The 17,655-nt window shown below is 45.2% G+C and carries 12 protein-coding genes, 2 tRNA genes, 3 rRNA genes and 1 pseudogene; 7 read left to right on the top strand and 11 right to left on the bottom strand.

Going from position 1 to position 17,655, the window contains the following annotated elements:
- Positions 1–7: 7 nt before the first annotated feature.
- The 8 genes from aceB to gmhB form a co-directional block, all read right to left on the bottom strand.
- Complete coding sequence (gene aceB / locus ACSJJG_RS03080) at positions 8–1,603, bottom strand: malate synthase A (RefSeq protein WP_481088439.1); 1,596 nt, start codon at positions 1,601–1,603, stop codon at positions 8–10.
- Positions 1,604–1,913: 310 nt separating this feature from the next.
- Positions 1,914–2,843, bottom strand: coding sequence for a homoserine O-succinyltransferase MetA (metA, locus tag ACSJJG_RS03075; protein WP_481088438.1), 930 nt, complete (start codon positions 2,841–2,843; stop codon positions 1,914–1,916).
- A gap of 184 nt (positions 2,844–3,027) precedes the next feature.
- Positions 3,028–3,143, bottom strand: a 5S ribosomal RNA gene (rrf, locus tag ACSJJG_RS03070).
- 80 nt (positions 3,144–3,223) lie between these two features.
- Positions 3,224–6,136, bottom strand: a 23S ribosomal RNA gene (locus ACSJJG_RS03065).
- Between the two features lie 173 nt (positions 6,137–6,309).
- Positions 6,310–6,385: transfer RNA gene (locus tag ACSJJG_RS03060), tRNA-Ala, on the bottom strand.
- A gap of 20 nt (positions 6,386–6,405) precedes the next feature.
- Positions 6,406–6,482, bottom strand: a tRNA-Ile gene (locus ACSJJG_RS03055).
- A gap of 74 nt (positions 6,483–6,556) precedes the next feature.
- Positions 6,557–8,099: ribosomal RNA gene (locus tag ACSJJG_RS03050) — 16S ribosomal RNA — on the bottom strand.
- Together the 16S, 23S and 5S rRNA genes with 2 tRNA genes alongside form the textbook arrangement of a ribosomal RNA operon.
- 369 nt (positions 8,100–8,468) lie before the next feature.
- Positions 8,469–9,035 carry a D-glycero-beta-D-manno-heptose 1,7-bisphosphate 7-phosphatase gene (gmhB, locus tag ACSJJG_RS03045; RefSeq protein ID WP_481088437.1) on the bottom strand — a complete coding sequence of 189 codons (567 nt, stop codon included), beginning with the start codon at positions 9,033–9,035 and terminating at the stop codon, positions 8,469–8,471.
- Between the two features lie 178 nt (positions 9,036–9,213).
- Here gmhB and metN point away from each other — a divergent pair, with 178 nt between their 5' ends.
- From metN to proS, 6 genes are all read left to right on the top strand, one after another.
- The gene (gene metN, locus ACSJJG_RS03040; protein WP_047768977.1) at positions 9,214–10,245 is read left to right on the top strand and encodes a methionine ABC transporter ATP-binding protein MetN; all 1,032 of its coding nucleotides are present in this window, start codon (positions 9,214–9,216) and stop codon (positions 10,243–10,245) included.
- Complete coding sequence (locus ACSJJG_RS03035; protein ID WP_481088436.1) at positions 10,238–10,891, top strand: methionine ABC transporter permease MetI; 654 nt, start codon at positions 10,238–10,240, stop codon at positions 10,889–10,891. Before metN ends, ACSJJG_RS03035 begins: the two co-directional genes overlap by 8 nt.
- Positions 10,892–11,057: 166 nt before the next feature.
- On the top strand, positions 11,058–11,873 hold the full coding sequence (locus tag ACSJJG_RS03030; protein WP_481088435.1) for a MetQ/NlpA family lipoprotein: 816 nt from the start codon (positions 11,058–11,060) through the stop codon (positions 11,871–11,873).
- Positions 11,874–11,961: 88 nt separating this feature from the next.
- The gene (gene rcsF, locus ACSJJG_RS03025) at positions 11,962–12,357 is read left to right on the top strand and encodes an Rcs stress response system protein RcsF (RefSeq protein WP_481088434.1); all 396 of its coding nucleotides are present in this window, start codon (positions 11,962–11,964) and stop codon (positions 12,355–12,357) included.
- Positions 12,358–12,379: 22 nt separating this feature from the next.
- Positions 12,380–13,087 carry a tRNA (N6-threonylcarbamoyladenosine(37)-N6)-methyltransferase TrmO gene (tsaA, locus tag ACSJJG_RS03020; RefSeq protein ID WP_481088433.1) on the top strand — a complete coding sequence of 236 codons (708 nt, stop codon included), beginning with the start codon at positions 12,380–12,382 and terminating at the stop codon, positions 13,085–13,087.
- Positions 13,088–13,164: 77 nt separating this feature from the next.
- Positions 13,165–14,886 carry a proline--tRNA ligase gene (gene proS / locus ACSJJG_RS03015; protein ID WP_481088432.1) on the top strand — a complete coding sequence of 574 codons (1,722 nt, stop codon included), beginning with the start codon at positions 13,165–13,167 and terminating at the stop codon, positions 14,884–14,886.
- A gap of 81 nt (positions 14,887–14,967) precedes the next feature.
- Here proS and nlpE read toward each other — a convergent pair whose 3' ends face one another.
- Positions 14,968–15,654: an envelope stress response activation lipoprotein NlpE gene (nlpE, locus tag ACSJJG_RS03010; RefSeq protein ID WP_481088431.1), complete on the bottom strand. Its 687-nt coding sequence runs from the start codon at positions 15,652–15,654 to the stop codon at positions 14,968–14,970.
- 308 nt (positions 15,655–15,962) lie between these two features.
- On the opposite strand from nlpE, the gene rof reads away from it, so the two are divergent.
- Positions 15,963–16,226 carry a Rho-binding antiterminator gene (rof, locus tag ACSJJG_RS03005; protein ID WP_481088430.1) on the top strand — a complete coding sequence of 88 codons (264 nt, stop codon included), beginning with the start codon at positions 15,963–15,965 and terminating at the stop codon, positions 16,224–16,226.
- An 82-nt stretch (positions 16,227–16,308) separates the two neighbouring features.
- On the opposite strand, the gene tilS (ACSJJG_RS03000) is transcribed toward rof, so the two are convergent.
- Positions 16,309–16,920, bottom strand: a complete 612-nt coding sequence (gene tilS, locus ACSJJG_RS03000) for a tRNA lysidine(34) synthetase TilS (RefSeq protein ID WP_481090360.1) — start codon at positions 16,918–16,920, stop codon at positions 16,309–16,311.
- 183 nt (positions 16,921–17,103) lie between these two features.
- Positions 17,104–17,627 (bottom strand): annotated as a pseudogene (gene tilS, locus ACSJJG_RS02995) (tRNA lysidine(34) synthetase TilS); the annotation flags it as partial.
- Positions 17,628–17,655 lie beyond the last annotated feature (28 nt).

Raw genomic sequence — 17,655 nt, 5'->3', positions numbered from 1 at the left:
CTTTAAGCTAGTCTAATAACTGATAACCAGGTAATGTTAGGAAATCAATTAAGTTGTCCTGAGTGGTAATTCTTTCCATTAAATCAGAAGCTTCCATAAATCGCCCTTGATTAAAGCTCGACTCCCCAACTTCCTGTTTAATAACATCTAATTCTTCTTTCAACATTTCTCTGAACAGTTCCTTTGTCACTTTTTTACCATTAGAGAGTGATTTTTCATGGCGAATCCATTGCCAAATAGAAGTTCGGGAAATCTCTGCCGTAGCCGCGTCTTCCATCAAACCGTAAATCGGTACACATCCATTCCCCGAAATCCAGGCTTCTATGTACTGAACGGCAACGCGAATATTTGCGCGCATTCCCTCTTCTGTCCTTTCTCCCAAACAAGGCGCAAGCAATTGTTCAGCCGTAATCGCATCATCTTCTTCACGTAAAACGGTTAATTGGTTTTGACGCTCTGCCAGTTTTGCATCAAAGACCTCCATGACAATATCTGCAAGCCCTGGGTGCGCAACCCATGTACCATCATGGCCGTTATTGGCTTCCAGCTCTTTATCCGCTCTGACTTTGTGCAAAACTTGCTGATTTTGTGCAGGATCTTTACTAGGAATAAATGCCGACATTCCTCCCATTGCAAATGCCCCACGTTTATGACAAGTTTTAATCAGTAAGCGAGAGTAAGCACTCAAGAAAGGTTGTGTCATCGTAACCGATTGACGATCCGGCAAAACGCGATCAGCATGATTTTTCAGTGTCTTGATATAACTGAAAATATAATCCCAGCGTCCACAATTTAGGCCAACTATGTGATGACGCAAGTGATACAGAATTTCATCCATTTGGAATACGGCTGGCAATGTTTCAATCAAAACCGTTGCCTTAATTGTGCCTATTGGCAAATTGAAATGTGATTCCGCAAAACGAAAAACATCACTCCACCATTGTGCTTCATGGTAGCTCTGTATTTTGGGTAGATAAAAATAAGGGCCACTACCTTTTTGCAGTAATTTTTTATGATTCAAGTAGAAATAGAGAGCAAAATCAAACAACCCGCCAGAAATCGGTTCGTTCTTGTAGAGGATATGTTTTTCTGCCAGGTGTAGCCCTCTAACCCGGGCAATCAATACGGCGGGATCTGCTTTCAACTCATAACGCTTACCCTGCTCATTGGTATATGAGATAGTCCCATTGACGGCATCCCGTAAGTTAATTTGTCCATTGATGACCTTATCCCATTCAGGCGCTAATGAATCCTCAAAATCTGCCATAAATACTTTTACATTGGCATTTAAGGCATTGATGACCATCTTGCGCTCTACAGGACCTGTTATTTCAACCCGACGATCTTTGAGATCATCGGGTATTCCCTGGATTTTCCAATCTCCATTCCTAATGGAATCTGTTTCCGAAATAAAGTCAGGTAATGAGCCACTATCTATCTTTTCCTGCCAATGTACACGCTCATCCAATAATTTTGTACGTCTGTCAGAAAATTCGATTATTAAATCCTCTAAAAAGCGAATAGATTCAGGCGATAACACCTGTTTTTCCTTCTCTCCAAAAGGTTTAATAAAGGTTAATTTTGTTGCTAATGCCTGCTGCATAATCTCCCCACTTCTCACTTTTAAACACTCATCTGCTTAAGAGTAATCAATTAAAAAAATAAATCAAAAACAGTTTCCATTATTTTTAATGATAAAAATTAATTAATTAAAATCAATAAATTAAGATGCATAAAAGATAAAAAAAGCTGGGAAATAAATTCCAAAAAATAACACGCAACAATGTTAAGTTTTTGTTATGTATGAAAAATAACGGATGACTATTGAACAACAACAACGGAAGGAAAATTAACAAAATGAGAAGTGGCTCGCTTCAGCAACTGCTCATTTTTATTTAAAACTCAAATTGGATTTAATCTAAGGTGGGATTCATAACAGCCAGATCATATGGCGTAATTTGGTAGACATAATAATTCAACCAATTTGAAAATAGTAAATGACCATGGCTGCGCCAAGACGCAATAGGTTTATTTGCAGGATCGTTATTTAGAAAATAATTAACCGGTAATTCCGGTTCCAGACCAGCAGAACGATCACGCCAATATTCTGCGGCCAATGTACCTGCGCCATATTCAGGGTGCCCTGTCACAAATACTAATCTTTTATCTTTGCTGGCAAATAAATAAGCGCCTGCCTCTTCTGAGCTGGCTAAGATATCCAAATCTGTATGTCCACGAATCAGAGGTTCAGGAAAATCAGCAAAACGCGAATGAGGGGCAAAAAATGTTTCGTCAAATCCACGGGTTAACAATGCCAGAGGATCTAAAGTTGAATGGAGATAAACGCCAGATAGTTTAGTTTTTCGCGTATATTTAGGAAGGTGATAAAGCACTTTCAATGCCGCTTGAACAGCCCAACAAACAAAAAGTGTCGAGGTAACGTGCTCTTTTGCCCATATCACTATTCTTTCAACCTCGCTCCAATAAACCACATCCTCAAATTCAATGAGTCCCAAAGGAGCGCCTGTGACAATCAACCCATCGAAATTTTGATCTTTTATTGAATCAAAATCACAATAAAAAGTGTCCAAATGCTCAGCAGGGGTATTTTTGCATTGGCGACTATCAATACGCAGCAATTGAATATCGATCTGGAGTGGTGTGTTAGATAACAACCGAATAAATTGGTTCTCTGTTTCTATCTTCTTTGGCATTAAGTTGAGGAGCAATACCTTCAATGGACGAATATTCTGAATACTGGCGCGTGTTGATGTCATCACAAAGATGTTTTCATTGCGAAGAGCGTTCACCGCAGGTAATTCATCTGGTACACGAATTGGCATTGCTTAAAACCTCGACTATTTAACTTGTGTATTTAGACTTCTAGATATCCAAATTTATCCCAAATGGAAGTTAAATGTCGAGTTATTGTACTCAAATTGAAATTATTTCATTTTATTATATAGAAATAGTTACCAAACGCAAAAAAGCCATCCGGTGACGGATGGCTTCTCTGACTCAATGAATGTCTGGCAGTGTCCTACTCTCACATGGGGAGACCCCACACTACCATCGGCGCTACGGCGTTTCACTGCTGAGTTCGGCATGGGATCAGGTGGGACCACCGCGCTGTTGCCGCCAGACAAATACTGTATTCAATCCCGAACAAGCTGCTGTGCTCTCTGAAACCTTCTCTCAATCCCCAAAACACCTTCGGTGTTGTCAGGTTAAGCCGCACGGCTCATTAGTACCGGTTAGCTCAACGTCTCGCAACGCTTACACACCCGGCCTATCGACGTCCTCGTCTCGGACGGTCCTTCAGTACCCTCAAAGGAGTAAGGGAAGACTCATCTTAAGGCAAGTTTCCCGCTTAGATGCTTTCAGCGGTTATCTCTTCCGCACTTAGCTACCGGGCAATGCCATTGGCATGACAACCCGAACACCAGTGGTGCGTCCACTCCGGTCCTCTCGTACTAGGAGCAGCCCCTTGCAATCTTCCAACGCCCACGGCAGATAGGGACCGAACTGTCTCACGACGTTCTAAACCCAGCTCGCGTACCACTTTAAATGGCGAACAGCCATACCCTTGGGACCTACTTCAGCCCCAGGATGTGATGAGCCGACATCGAGGTGCCAAACACCGCCGTCGATATGAACTCTTGGGCGGTATCAGCCTGTTATCCCCGGAGTACCTTTTATCCGTTGAGCGATGGCCCTTCCATTCAGAACCACCGGATCACTATGACCTGCTTTCGCACCTGCTCGAGCCGTCACTCTCGCAGTCAAGCTGGCTTATGCCATTGCACTAACCTCCTGATGTCCGACCAGGATTAGCCAACCTTCGTGCTCCTCCGTTACGCTTTGGGAGGAGACCGCCCCAGTCAAACTACCCACCAGACACTGTCCGCAACCCGGATAACGGGTCCGCGTTAGAACATCAAACATTCAAGGGTGGTATTTCAAGGATGGCTCCGTGCAGACTGGCGTCCACACTTCACAGCCTCCCACCTATCCTACACATCAAGGCTCAAGGTTCAGTGTCAAGCTATAGTAAAGGTTCACGGGGTCTTTCCGTCTTGCCGCGGGTACACTGCATCTTCACAGCGAGTTCAATTTCACTGAGTCTCGGGTGGAGACAGCCTGGCCATCATTACGCCATTCGTGCAGGTCGGAACTTACCCGACAAGGAATTTCGCTACCTTAGGACCGTTATAGTTACGGCCGCCGTTTACTGGGGCTTCGATCAAGAGCGTCGCGTTGCCGCCTAACCCCATCAATTAACCTTCCAGCACCGGGCAGGCGTCACACCGTATACGTCCACTTTCGTGTTTGCACAGTGCTGTGTTTTTATTAAACAGTTGCAGCCAGCTGGTATCTGCGACTGGCCTCAGCTCCGGACGCCTGGTCCTTCACCTAACGCCAGCGTGCCTTCTCCCGAAGTTACGGCACCATTTTGCCTAGTTCCTTCACCCGAGTTCTCTCAAGCGCCTGAGTATTCTCTACCTGACCACCTGTGTCGGTTTGGGGTACGATGGACCATAATCTGAAGCTTAGGGGCTTTTCCTGGAAGCGGGGCATCAGCAACTTCAGCACCGTAGTGCCTCGTCATCGTGCCTCAGTGTTAAGGATAACCGGATTTGCCTGATTATCCCACCTACACACTTAAACCGGGACGACCGTCGCCCGGATTGCCTAGCCTTCTCCGTCCCCCCATCGCAATTATGGCCCGTACAGGAATATTAACCTGTTGCCCATCGACTACGCTTTTCAGCCTCGCCTTAGGGGTCGACTCACCCTGCCCCGATTAACGTTGGACAGGAACCCTTGGTCTTCCGGCGAGCGGGTTTTTCACCCGCTTTATCGTTACTTATGTCAGCATTCGCACTTCTGATACCTCCAGCAAACCTCACAGTTCACCTTCAACGGCTTACAGAACGCTCCCCTACCCAACAACACATTCATGTCGCTGCCGCAGCTTCGGTGCATGGTTTAGCCCCGTTACATCTTCCGCGCAGGCCGACTCGACCAGTGAGCTATTACGCTTTCTTTAAATGATGGCTGCTTCTAAGCCAACATCCTGGCTGTCTGAGCCTTCCCACTTCGTTTCCCACTTAACCATGACTTGGGGACCTTAGCTGGCGGTCTGGGTTGTTTCCCTCTTCACGACGGACGTTAGCACCCGCCGTGTGTCTCCCGTGATAACATTCTTCGGTATTCGCAGTTTGCATCGGGTTGGTAAGTCGGGATGACCCCCTAGCCGAAACAGTGCTCTACCCCCGAAGATGAGTTCACGAGGCGCTACCTAAATAGCTTTCGGGGAGAACCAGCTATCTCCCGGTTTGATTGGCCTTTCACCCCCAGCCACAAGTCATCCGCTAATTTTTCAACATTAGTCGGTTCGGTCCTCCAGTTAGTGTTACCCAACCTTCAACCTGCCCATGGCTAGATCACCGGGTTTCGGGTCTATACCCTGCAACTTAACGCCCAGTTAAGACTCGGTTTCCCTGCGGCTCCCCTATACGGTTAACCTTGCTACAGAATATAAGTCGCTGACCCATTATACAAAAGGTACGCAGTCACCCTGATAAATCAGGGCTCCCACTGCTTGTACGTACACGGTTTCAGGTTCTCTTTCACTCCCCTCGCCGGGGTTCTTTTCGCCTTTCCCTCACGGTACTGGTTCACTATCGGTCAGTCAGGAGTATTTAGCCTTGGAGGATGGTCCCCCCATGTTCAGACAGGATACCACGTGTCCCGCCCTACTCTTCGAGCTCACAATATCACACCTCTTCGGATACGGGGCTGTCACCCTTTACTGCCGGCCTTTCCAGACCGTTCTCCTGACGTGTGTATCGCTGATGGCTCTGGGCTCCTCCCCGTTCGCTCGCCGCTACTGGGGGAATCTCGGTTGATTTCTTTTCCTCGGGGTACTGAGATGTTTCAGTTCCCCCGGTTCGCCTCATTAACCTATGAATTCAGTTAATGATGGTGCAACGGATTGCACCGGGTTTCCCCATTCGGACATCGCCGGCTGATAGCGCTTCATATCAGCTCACCGGCGCTTTTCGCAGATTAGCACGTCCTTCATCGCCTCTGACTGCCTAGGCATCCACCGTGTACGCTTAGTCGCTTAACCTCACAACCCGAAGGTGTCTTCGAGTCGGAGTTATTGAGAGACTCCTCAATACCGTCCTCAAGACAGATACTGAGTGTTTCAAATTTTCAGCTTGTTCCAGATTGTTAAAGAGCTTACATTTCACAACACACGGCTTTTCATGTGTTCTGAAATGATTATCAGTAAGAAGAGGATGGTGGAGCTAAGCGGGATCGAACCGCTGACCTCCTGCGTGCAAGGCAGGCGCTCTCCCAGCTGAGCTATAGCCCCATCGAGGTGTCCGGAAAAGTTGGTAGGCCTGAGTGGACTTGAACCACCGACCTCACCCTTATCAGGGGTGCGCTCTAACCACCTGAGCTACAAGCCTATTCCGTTCCCGTCTCTTCTTTATTCATCAGACAATCTGTGTGAGCACTGCAACAAAATCCACTATCTTTTCGGTAAGGAGGTGATCCAACCGCAGGTTCCCCTACGGTTACCTTGTTACGACTTCACCCCAGTCATGAATCACAAAGTGGTCAGCGCCCTCCCGAAGGTTAAGCTACCGACTTCTTTTGCAACCCACTCCCATGGTGTGACGGGCGGTGTGTACAAGGCCCGGGAACGTATTCACCGTAGCATGCTGATCTACGATTACTAGCGATTCCGACTTCATGGAGTCGAGTTGCAGACTCCAATCCGGACTACGACAGACTTTATGAGGTCCGCTTGCTCTCGCGAGGTCGCTTCTCTTTGTATCTGCCATTGTAGCACGTGTGTAGCCCTACTCGTAAGGGCCATGATGACTTGACGTCATCCCCACCTTCCTCCGGTTTATCACCGGCAGTCTCCCTTGAGTTCCCACCATGACGTGCTGGCAACAAAGGATAAGGGTTGCGCTCGTTGCGGGACTTAACCCAACATTTCACAACACGAGCTGACGACAGCCATGCAGCACCTGTCTCACGGGTCCCGAAGGCACTTCCGCATCTCTGCAGAATTCCGTGGATGTCAAGAGTAGGTAAGGTTCTTCGCGTTGCATCGAATTAAACCACATGCTCCACCGCTTGTGCGGGCCCCCGTCAATTCATTTGAGTTTTAACCTTGCGGCCGTACTCCCCAGGCGGTCGATTTAACGCGTTAGCTCCGGAAGCCACAGCTCAAGGCCACAACCTCCAAATCGACATCGTTTACAGCGTGGACTACCAGGGTATCTAATCCTGTTTGCTCCCCACGCTTTCGCACCTGAGCGTCAGTCTTCGTCCAGGGGGCCGCCTTCGCCACCGGTATTCCTCCACATCTCTACGCATTTCACCGCTACACGTGGAATTCTACCCCCCTCTACGAGACTCTAGTCAACCAGTCTTAGATGCCATTCCCAGGTTAAGCCCGGGGATTTCACATCTAACTTAATTGACCGCCTGCGTGCGCTTTACGCCCAGTAATTCCGATTAACGCTTGCACCCTCCGTATTACCGCGGCTGCTGGCACGGAGTTAGCCGGTGCTTCTTCTGCGGGTAACGTCAATCACAGCACTTATTCAGTCCTGTGCCTTCCTCCCCGCTGAAAGTACTTTACAACCCGAAGGCCTTCTTCATACACGCGGCATGGCTGCATCAGGCTTGCGCCCATTGTGCAATATTCCCCACTGCTGCCTCCCGTAGGAGTCTGGGCCGTGTCTCAGTCCCAGTGTGGCTGGTCATCCTCTCAGACCAGCTAGGGATCGTCGCCTAGGTGAGCCATTACCCCACCTACCAGCTAATCCCATCTGGGTTCATCCGATGGCGTGAGGCCCGAAGGTCCCCCACTTTGCTCGTTCGAGGTTATGCGGTATTAGCCACCGTTTCCAGTGGTTATCCCCCTCCATCGGGCAGATCCCCAGACATTACTCACCCGTCCGCCGCTCGCCGGCAGGAAAGCACGCTTTCCCCCGCTGCCGCCCGACTTGCATGTGTTAGGCCTGCCGCCAGCGTTCAATCTGAGCCATGATCAAACTCTTCAATTAAAGTGTTTGATGCTCAAAGAATTCTGACTGTTCGTTCATAATGAATTAACTGTTCAGTCACTCTTCAAGACTGTTTAATCTTTTTCGCCTTGCGGCGTCAGATAGTGTCTTGCGAGTGCCCACACAGATTGTCTGATTAATTTGTTAAAGAGCGGGGGCAACCGGAAGCCTCTTCCGGGTTGCGAGGCTGCGTATCTTACGCTTTCCTCTTTTCGTGTCAAGCCTTATTTTTCAGGGCCTTTCACGTTGTCATCCCGACCGGTTTGTGTGTTTGTCGTGACAACGGAAGCGCATTATAGGGAACCTTCTAATTTAGGCAAGCCTTTTTTGTTATTTTTTATTTAATCGCTCACAATTTAACCCAAAGGGTTATTTTTGCCTATTTTTTATGACCTTTGGCAAGTCTGACAAGCTATTAACTACCAAATCCGCAACCTGTTCAGCTTCTTCTGTTACCGGTTTTCCTGTACGAACAAGAATCTTAGTACCAACTTTCGCAGCTTTAGCTGCCAACATATCTTCTATTTTGTCTCCTACCATATAAGAAGAGGACATATCGATATGCAGTGCTTGCTGTGCATCTAATAACATACCTGGCTGTGGCTTGCGACAATTACAGTTCTTCTTATATTCTTCATCCTCTGCTTCTGGATGATGCGGACAATAATAGATGCCATCAAGATCAACACCTCTATCCGCCAATGACCAATCCATCCATTCTGTTAATTGCATAAACTGATCTTCAGTAAAAATCTTACGGGCAATGCCTGACTGATTGGTAATCAAAACCAGGGCATAGCCCATTTTTTTCAATTCAAGCATGGCTTCAATAGCACCATCAATAAATTGAAAATTATCTATTTCATGTACATAACCATGATCGATGTTAATCGTGCCGTCACGATCTAAGAATACGGCGGGAATACCTTGAGTCACCTGATTACTCCAAAAATGTACCAAGTGGACAGTATCGCATGATTTATTACTGATTGAGAATGCAGCATTTAATTTATTCCTAGTTGACTTAGACGTCTAGACGCCTTAACATCCACTTTAATTCATGACTTGTTGAAATGTTCTCAAGTCATTCATCTTTACATCTAATAAGAAAAATATGATAAGACTGACTCAGATAAATAAGATATTTCAACAAGGAACGCGCACAATAAAAGCGCTTTCAGATATCAATCTACATGTCCCGCAGGGGCAAATATATGGTGTCATTGGTTCTTCTGGTGCGGGCAAAAGTACCTTAATTCGCTGTGTGAATATGCTTGAACGGCCGACTTCTGGTCAGGTATTAGTGGCAGGGCAGGACCTCACTTCTCTTTCAGAACGTGATCTTACTCATGCGCGTCGTCATATTGGCATGATTTTCCAGCACTTTAACTTGTTGTCATCCCGAACCGTGTTTGGCAATGTTGCGTTATCTTTGGAACTTAATAACACGCCTAAAGCGGAAATAAAGACTAAGGTTAACGAATTGCTAGAGTTAGTAGGCCTCACTGAAAAACATGATGCTTATCCTGCCAATTTATCTGGTGGTCAAAAGCAGCGTGTTGCTATTGCGCGGGCCCTGGCAAACTCCCCCAAAGTGCTTTTGTGTGACGAAGCCACCAGCGCTCTGGACCCAGCAACAACACGTTCTATTTTGGAGTTATTAAAAGACATTAACCGTCGACTGGGTTTGACCATTCTTCTCATTACCCATGAAATGGACGTCGTTAAACGTATCTGTGATCAAGTTGCTGTCATTAGTGGTGGTCAATTGATTGAACAAGATGTTGTGAGCGAAATATTTTCGCATCCCAAGACACCGGTTGCTCAGGAATTTATCAAATCTACGCTGCACTTGGATATTCCTGAAGATTACTTACAGAAGTTGCAACCGGAATCCGCTCCTGATCGCAGTCCATTACTAAAGCTGGAGTTCACAGGCAAATCAGTTGATGCACCTGTAATCTCTATAGCCGTTCGCCGCTTTAATATCGACATCAGCATATTAAGTTCCCAAATGGACTACGCCGGCGGTGTGAAATTTGGGGTTATGCTGGCTGAATTAGATGGGGAAAGCGATAGCATCAAATCAACAATTGCCTTTTTAGAAGAGCATCATGTGAAAGTAGAGGTTCTCGGTTATGTCTGAAGGAATGATTTTATTAATGGCTAAAGGAGTCTGGGAAACCCTCGTCATGACTTTCGTCTCTGGTTTCTTTGGCTTTGTTATTGGATTACCGGCGGGTGTGCTTCTATACGTTACTCGCCCTGGGCAGATCATTGAAAATGGTACGTTTTATCGCATACTTTCTGCATTGGTAAATATAACGCGTTCAATACCTTTTATTATTCTGTTGGTATGGATGATCCCATTTACCCGTCTGATTGTAGGAACATCAATCGGCTTGCAGGCAGCCATTGTTCCGCTGACTGTGGGTGCAGCACCGTTCATTGCCCGCATGGTGGAAAATGCATTGCTGGAAATTCCGACTGGCTTAATTGAAGCAGCGCGTGCAATGGGAGCAACCCCATTTCAGATCGTCAAAAAGATTTTATTGCCGGAAGCCTTACCAAGCTTGATTAATGCCGCCACCATCACGTTAATTACATTAGTGGGTTATTCCGCAATGGGTGGCGCTGTTGGTGCCGGTGGTTTGGGACAGATTGGCTATCAATATGGTTATATTGGCTACGATGCGACAATAATGAATACCGTATTAGCATTATTAGTTATTTTAGTGTTCTTGATTCAGCTCGGCGGTGATCATTTAGTGAAAGCCGTTAATCGCAAATAGATTATTTTCAACAAAATGGCAAGGCTTATACCTATACCCGACAAATTTCAAGTTGCTGCTTTATTGGCTGCAATTTGAAAAATGATGGGAATAAGAGCCTCAATATAGTAGTACGCAGTAACTTGATAAGACAGGTTATAAATCAGTATTCAATAGGGGTGAAAATATGTCAGTAAAATTGAAATCCATCGCAGCAATCAGTGCATTGTTAGGTACATTAATTCTTGCTGGTTGCGGTCAGGAACAACGTGATCCAAACCATATTAAGGTTGGCGTTATTGCAGGACCTGAACTTAAGGTTGCCGAAGTGGCTAAACAAGTGGCTAAAGATAAATATGGCCTTGATGTTGAGCTGACGACATTCAATGATTATGTTCTGCCAAATGAATCATTGAGTAAGGGAGATATTGATGTGAATGTCTTCCAACATAAGCCTTTTTTAGATCAGCAAATGAAAGAACGTAACTACAAACTGGCAATTGTTGGTAACTCTTTCATTTTCCCAATAGCGGCCTATTCTAAAAAAATTAAGTCAGTGGATGAATTACAAGATGGTTCTCAAATTGCCATCCCCAACGATCCGACTAACCAAGGCCGCGCCCTGCTGTTATTACAAAAACAAGGTCTTATCACTCTGAAAGAGGGTGTTGGTCTGCTGCCAACTATTTTGGACATTACCAGCAATCCTAAACACCTGGATATCGTACAGTTGGAAGGCCCACAATTACCACGTTCACTGGACGACCAAAAGATTATTTTCGCTATTATCAATAATACCTATGCGGGGCAAATTGGTTTAACACCAGAGCAAGATGGGATATTCGTTGAAGATAAAGATTCACCTTACGTAAATATTATTGTCAGTCGCGAAGACAATAAGGATGAGGAAAATGTGCAAAAATTTGTGAAAGCGTACCAGTCTCCAGAAGTAGCAAAAGAAGCCAATGAAGCCTTTAAGGGCGGAGCAATAAAAGGCTGGTAATCTTTCCTATTCAGTTAATCAAGATTAAAATCATTGGGTGGATATTTTTATATCCACCCATTTTTAATTTTAATGAGGATTCAACTCAATGCGTGTGTTACCTGTCTGTTTCATGGCGCTCTTTATCGCTGGGTGTACTTCACCGTCAACCCAGTTCAGTAAATCTGATATGTCAGATCCGAAGTTGAAACATCAGCCAGCCAAAAAAAGCAAAGTGCTCTCTTATGTCCGTCTATATACTAAGCCGGATGAGCTTTTAGGTTTACCATTTAAAGAGTTAGGTATTGTCGCCGGAGAGTCCTGCCGTAATACGTTGCAAGACTCTCCCGCCAGTATTGCAACCGCACGACAAAATATGCTGACAAGAGCATCTTATCTAAACGCAAACGCAGTTTTACTTCATCAATGTGCAATTTTACCGGGTCAGGGTTGTTACCAAATTGCCATTTGTGAAGGCACTGCATTACTGACAACCAATAAATAATTGTTATTAATAAAAAGCGCTTATGGCAGATTTTCATTTTACGCAAATAGGAACTATTCATTCTCCTTACAAAGAGAAATTTGCCATCCCACGTCAACCGGGTTTGGTCGAAGATGGTACAGGGCAGCTAGAGTTACTTGCGCCTTATAATCAGGTTGATGCAGTACGTGGACTGGAGCAGTTCAGTCATTTATGGATTATTTTTGTCTTCCACCAAACCATGGAAGGTGGCTGGAATCCATTAGTGCGCCCACCCCGTTTAGGAGGAAATGCCAAAATGGGCGTTTTTGCCACCCGTTCAACCTTCCGCCCCAATCCAATTGGCATGTCACTGGTGGAATTGAGAGATATTCAATGCGAGAACAACCGCGTTATTCTGAAACTGGGTAGTTTGGATTTGGTGGATGGTACACCAGTTATCGACATCAAACCTTACCTGCCTTTCGCCGAATCACGACCAGAAGCCAAGGCGGGTTTTGCCCAGGCCGCACCAGAGTCAGATATGGCAGTGGATTTCTCACCAGAAGCGGAATGCCAACTTTTATCCTACAAAACCCATTATCCTCATTTGAGGCGCTTTATCAGCCAAGTATTGGCTCAAGATCCTCGTCCGGCCTACCGTAAAAAAGCGCAGGAAAACCGCCTATATGCCGCTCATATCTTGGATTTTAACGTCCGCTGGCGAGTTTTTAATACCACAACAGAAGTGGTTTCTATCGAACACCGCTAAAACTCCTTTTGACATCGCAAGCTCGCTGGTAGACTAGCGATTTGTCTTTATTTTTCGCTATCCAATGGAAACTTACTATGCGTACTAGCCAATATCTGCTCTCTACTTTAAAAGAGACACCTGCTGATGCAGAAGTCGTCAGTCATAAACTGATGCTTCGTGCTGGAATGATCCGTAAACTCGCTTCTGGTCTGTACAACTGGATGCCGACAGGTGTCCGCGCGTTGAGAAAAGTTGAAAACATTGTTCGTGAAGAGATGAATAATGCGGGAGCAGTTGAGGTTTCCATGCCGGTAGTTCAGCCAGCAGATTTGTGGCAGGAAAGTGGCCGTTGGGAACAATATGGCCCAGAATTACTGCGTTTTGTTGATCGCGGTGAACGCCCTTTCGTTTTGGGACCAACTCATGAAGAAGTTATCACCGATCTGGTGCGTAACGAAGTTACTTCCTATAAGCAGCTTCCACTGAACCTGTTCCAGATCCAGACTAAATTCCGTGACGAAGTTCGCCCACGCTTTGGTGTTATGCGTTCACGTGAATTTATCATGAAAGATGCATACTCTTTCCACACTACCCAAGCCTCCCTGCAAGAGACTTACGATAAGATGTACGAGGCTTACAGTAAGATCTTTACCCGCATCGGCTTAGATTTCCGTGCAGTTCTGGCTGATACGGGTTCAATCGGTGGCAGTGCTTCCCACGAATTCCAGGTCCTGGCAGACAGCGGTGAAGATGATATCGTTTTCTCTACCGAGTCTAACTATGCCGCCAATATTGAATTGGCTGAAGCAGTCATGCCATCTCAAGAACGTGCGGCTCCGTCTGAAGAGTTGCGTCTGGTCGACACACCAAACGCTAAAACCATTGCTGAACTGGTAGAACAATTCAATCTGCCAATCGAAAAAACCGTTAAGACGCTGATCGTTCATGCCGCAGAAGAAAGTGGGCATAAATTAGTTGCCTTGCTGGTACGTGGTGATCATGAACTGAATGAGATCAAAGCAGAAAAATTGCCTTTAGTCTCCAGCCCGCTAACTTTCGCGACCGAAGAAGAAATCCGTGCCATCGTGAAAGCAGGCCCTGGTTCTTTAGGTCCAGTCAACCTGACGATGCCTGTCATTATTGACCGCAGCGTATCTGTCATGAGTGATTTTGGTGCTGGCGCCAATATTGATGACAAACACTATTTCGGCATTAACTGGGAGCGTGATTTACCATTACCAGAAGTGGCTGATATCCGTAATGTCGTTGAAGGTGACGCCAGCCCAGATGGTAAAGGAACACTGTTAATCAAGCGTGGTATTGAAGTTGGTCATATTTTCCAATTAGGCACCAAATACTCTGATGCCTTGAAAGCAACTGTACAAAATGAAGATGGGCACAATCAAATTATCACTATGGGATGCTATGGAATTGGTATCACCCGTATCGTTGCAGCAGCCATTGAGCAGAACCACGATGATCGTGGCGTTATCTGGCCAGATGCCATTGCCCCATTCCAAGTGGCTATTCTGCCAATGAACATGCATAAATCTTACCGCGTGAAAGAAGTCGCCGAAAAATTATATGCAGACTTACGTGCCAGCGGCATTGATGTCATTTTCGATGATCGTAAAGAACGCCCTGGTGTTATGTTTGCTGATATGGAACTGATCGGTGTACCACATACTCTGGTTATCGGTGATCGTAACTTAGATAACGGTGAGATCGAATATAAATACCGCCGTACTGGTGATAAACAGATGCTGAAACTGGAAAATATTGTTGATTACCTGAAAGGTCATATTCAACAAGCTTAATTTCGTTTGTCAGTTTTAATTAAGAAAACCTGCGTATTTATTACGCAGGTTTTTCAATAGATTATGCGCCACAGTTATACGTTATTTCTTAGTATGGCAGGAAGAAGCTTTATCAAAACGGACTTTACCTGTTTGGACCACGGCATTATCAAACAAGCCATCTTCCATTGAAGGACGAACCGTATAATAGCCCTCCATTTCCACATAAACAGGAGTTCCACCTTCTACTCCCATCGCACTGTAACCATGTTCTAAATCGATATTTTCCGCCGCATCATAACGTCTTCCGGTGCCACATTCGGTAAAGAGAGCAGAATCAGCAAAATAGCTGTACTCTCCTGCCAGTTTTTTCGGTTTGGCTTTAGCTAATTCATAATTGAGGCTTGATTGAATTGGCTCGCCGTTGATATCCAGCATAACCAGGTTCTCGCCTTTCATCAGATAATAAGATTTTTGGCCATCTTGCTGACTTAAGACAATCTTTTTACCCTTTATCACCCAATGACCGGTTTCAAAGAACGTATTTTCCTCATTTTTGGCTTCCAAATAGGTTTGCCCCAATATATATGTCCCATCTTTAGCAAGTTGTAAGGTGGTCTCAATACCTGCACAATCCGCACAAGGAACAACACCACTAAACACGTTGTCGCTTGACTGAAACTTTTCCTGAGAAACAGGGCTATTCTGGGTTACGAATGTATTCTGGCATCCCGCAGCGGTGAACACACCAGCAGCTAATAATGCTAGCAATATTTTTTTATTCATCATTTGATCCAATAAATTCAAAAAGAGAATCATTCACTTTCAAGCAAAGCATAAACTTTATCTAACAAAATTGACATTACTCTGCTGGGTTCCAAAATGCACGGAGAGAGTCATCGAATAGCATGACTTTATTTTATTGCGTAATGGTAAGATACAGGTTTAATCCACTTCCTGTTTTAACGAAAGTCTCACCGACTTATTCAGTAATAACGGGAAGCTTACTGTGCTATAGTCGTAAGTAGCATTTTGCATTTGATTTTGGTCAATCACGGGCGGCACGATAACCGCCACTAACATAGTGGTGAGCAAATATGTCTATAGATAACGAAGAATATCAACCAATTAACTGTGATGATTACGATAACCTTGAGCTAGCATGCCAACGCCAGCTACATTTGCATCTCCAATTGCGAGATGGTGAAACATTTGAAGGAAAAGCTAATAAACTGATTTTAAGAAAAAAAATTGAATATCTTCTCATCGATTCAAATAAAGGAATCCGTGAATTAAGGTTAGATTACATTATCAGTTTCAGCAATCCAGAAATTGGAACGATTGTTCTTGAACATTCTTAAATCTGATCGCTAATAACGACTAGAACCTTCCCCCCCAAAGTCCTTATATAAGATAAGGACTTTTTATGTAAGAAAAACAGCATTAAATAGGCAGCGTGATTTTCTCCCACTGAACTGAAATACCTTCATCATCAGGCAAATTCCGCCCTTCTTTAGTGATGAAAACTCCCTGCGCGGCTATCAGTTTTTCGTTGTAATAAAGCAAAGGGGTTCTCTCTCTAAGCCAAGGTGCAACCCCAAATTCTTGCCACAGTTTTTTACTGTGACGGGAATGTTGTCGTCCCACAACGCTAATATTGCCCTGAACACCAAAACGAATTGTTACTTGTTCATTGCTGGTTGGCTTTCTCACCGTAGCACCACTTTCTTTAGAGCAAAACAGCGTTCCCAACCCATCTGGTAACGTCAATGCCTGCTGTAAATCCCATTTAAGAACAGTTCCCGCCAGATTCTGGTATTGAGGAAGTAGCCAAAGTTGCTGCCGATAACGACGAATATCATAGTGCCCTAACCTAAAGCGCGGTTCTGCATCTTGTCTGGCGAGTGCTACTTCTGACCAAATGCGTTGAAGCTGCTCTCGTGCCGGCATTTTTACCCCACACTGATTGAGCCATCGCCGCAATAATGCATTTCGTTTTACTTCCGAACTGTTTTCCAAAGGAGGTATAGATATCGAACCTTCCGCTGTAATCATTGAATCCAAAGATTCTTGCAGCAATTCATCCAGCAATTGTTCTTGCTCGCCACACAAGCTGGCACTGCGGGAAACCATTTGGGGGAAATGCGGCCAACGCTGATTAAATAACGGCATGATATTCAGGCGCAGAAAATTACGGTCATAACGATCATCTTGATTACTGTCATCCTCGACCCATTGTAATTTTTGGGCCTGTGCATACTCTTCCAACTCTGCACGGCTTACATTTAGCAATGGGCGAATCAATGTCGTTCCCGCAAATGGCATTCTGGCAGGCATGGCAGATAATCCCGCCGGACCACTCCCCGTTTCAGTGCTAATAAAAACGTTTCTGCTTGATCATCAATATGTTGCGCCGTTATTAAAACCTCATCCTGTTGTAGCTCACGCTGGAAAGCGTGATAACGCGCATTTCGGGCCGCGGCTTCAATTCCATTCTTGCGGGTATCAAGTCTGACTTTTTCGGTGCGAAAATCAACCAACCAGTCAGCACAAATTTGGCGACAATGTTCGCCCCATAAATCCGCCTTTGGGTTTAAGCCATGATGAATGTGGATCGCTCTTAATGCCATTTGCTCACCATTCAGTTGTTGAGATTGTGCTCGCAAACGAACAAGCAAATGCAGTAATACGGTGGAATCCAATCCACCACTAAATCCGACCAAAATCTTTTTATGCTGACCAATTTGGTCTGCCAACGTCATAAGCAAAAGATCATGAATATTTGCCATT

This window comes from Xenorhabdus sp. SGI 60 (assembly GCF_056632175.1).
This window is presented reverse-complemented; position numbering and strand designations above follow the sequence as displayed.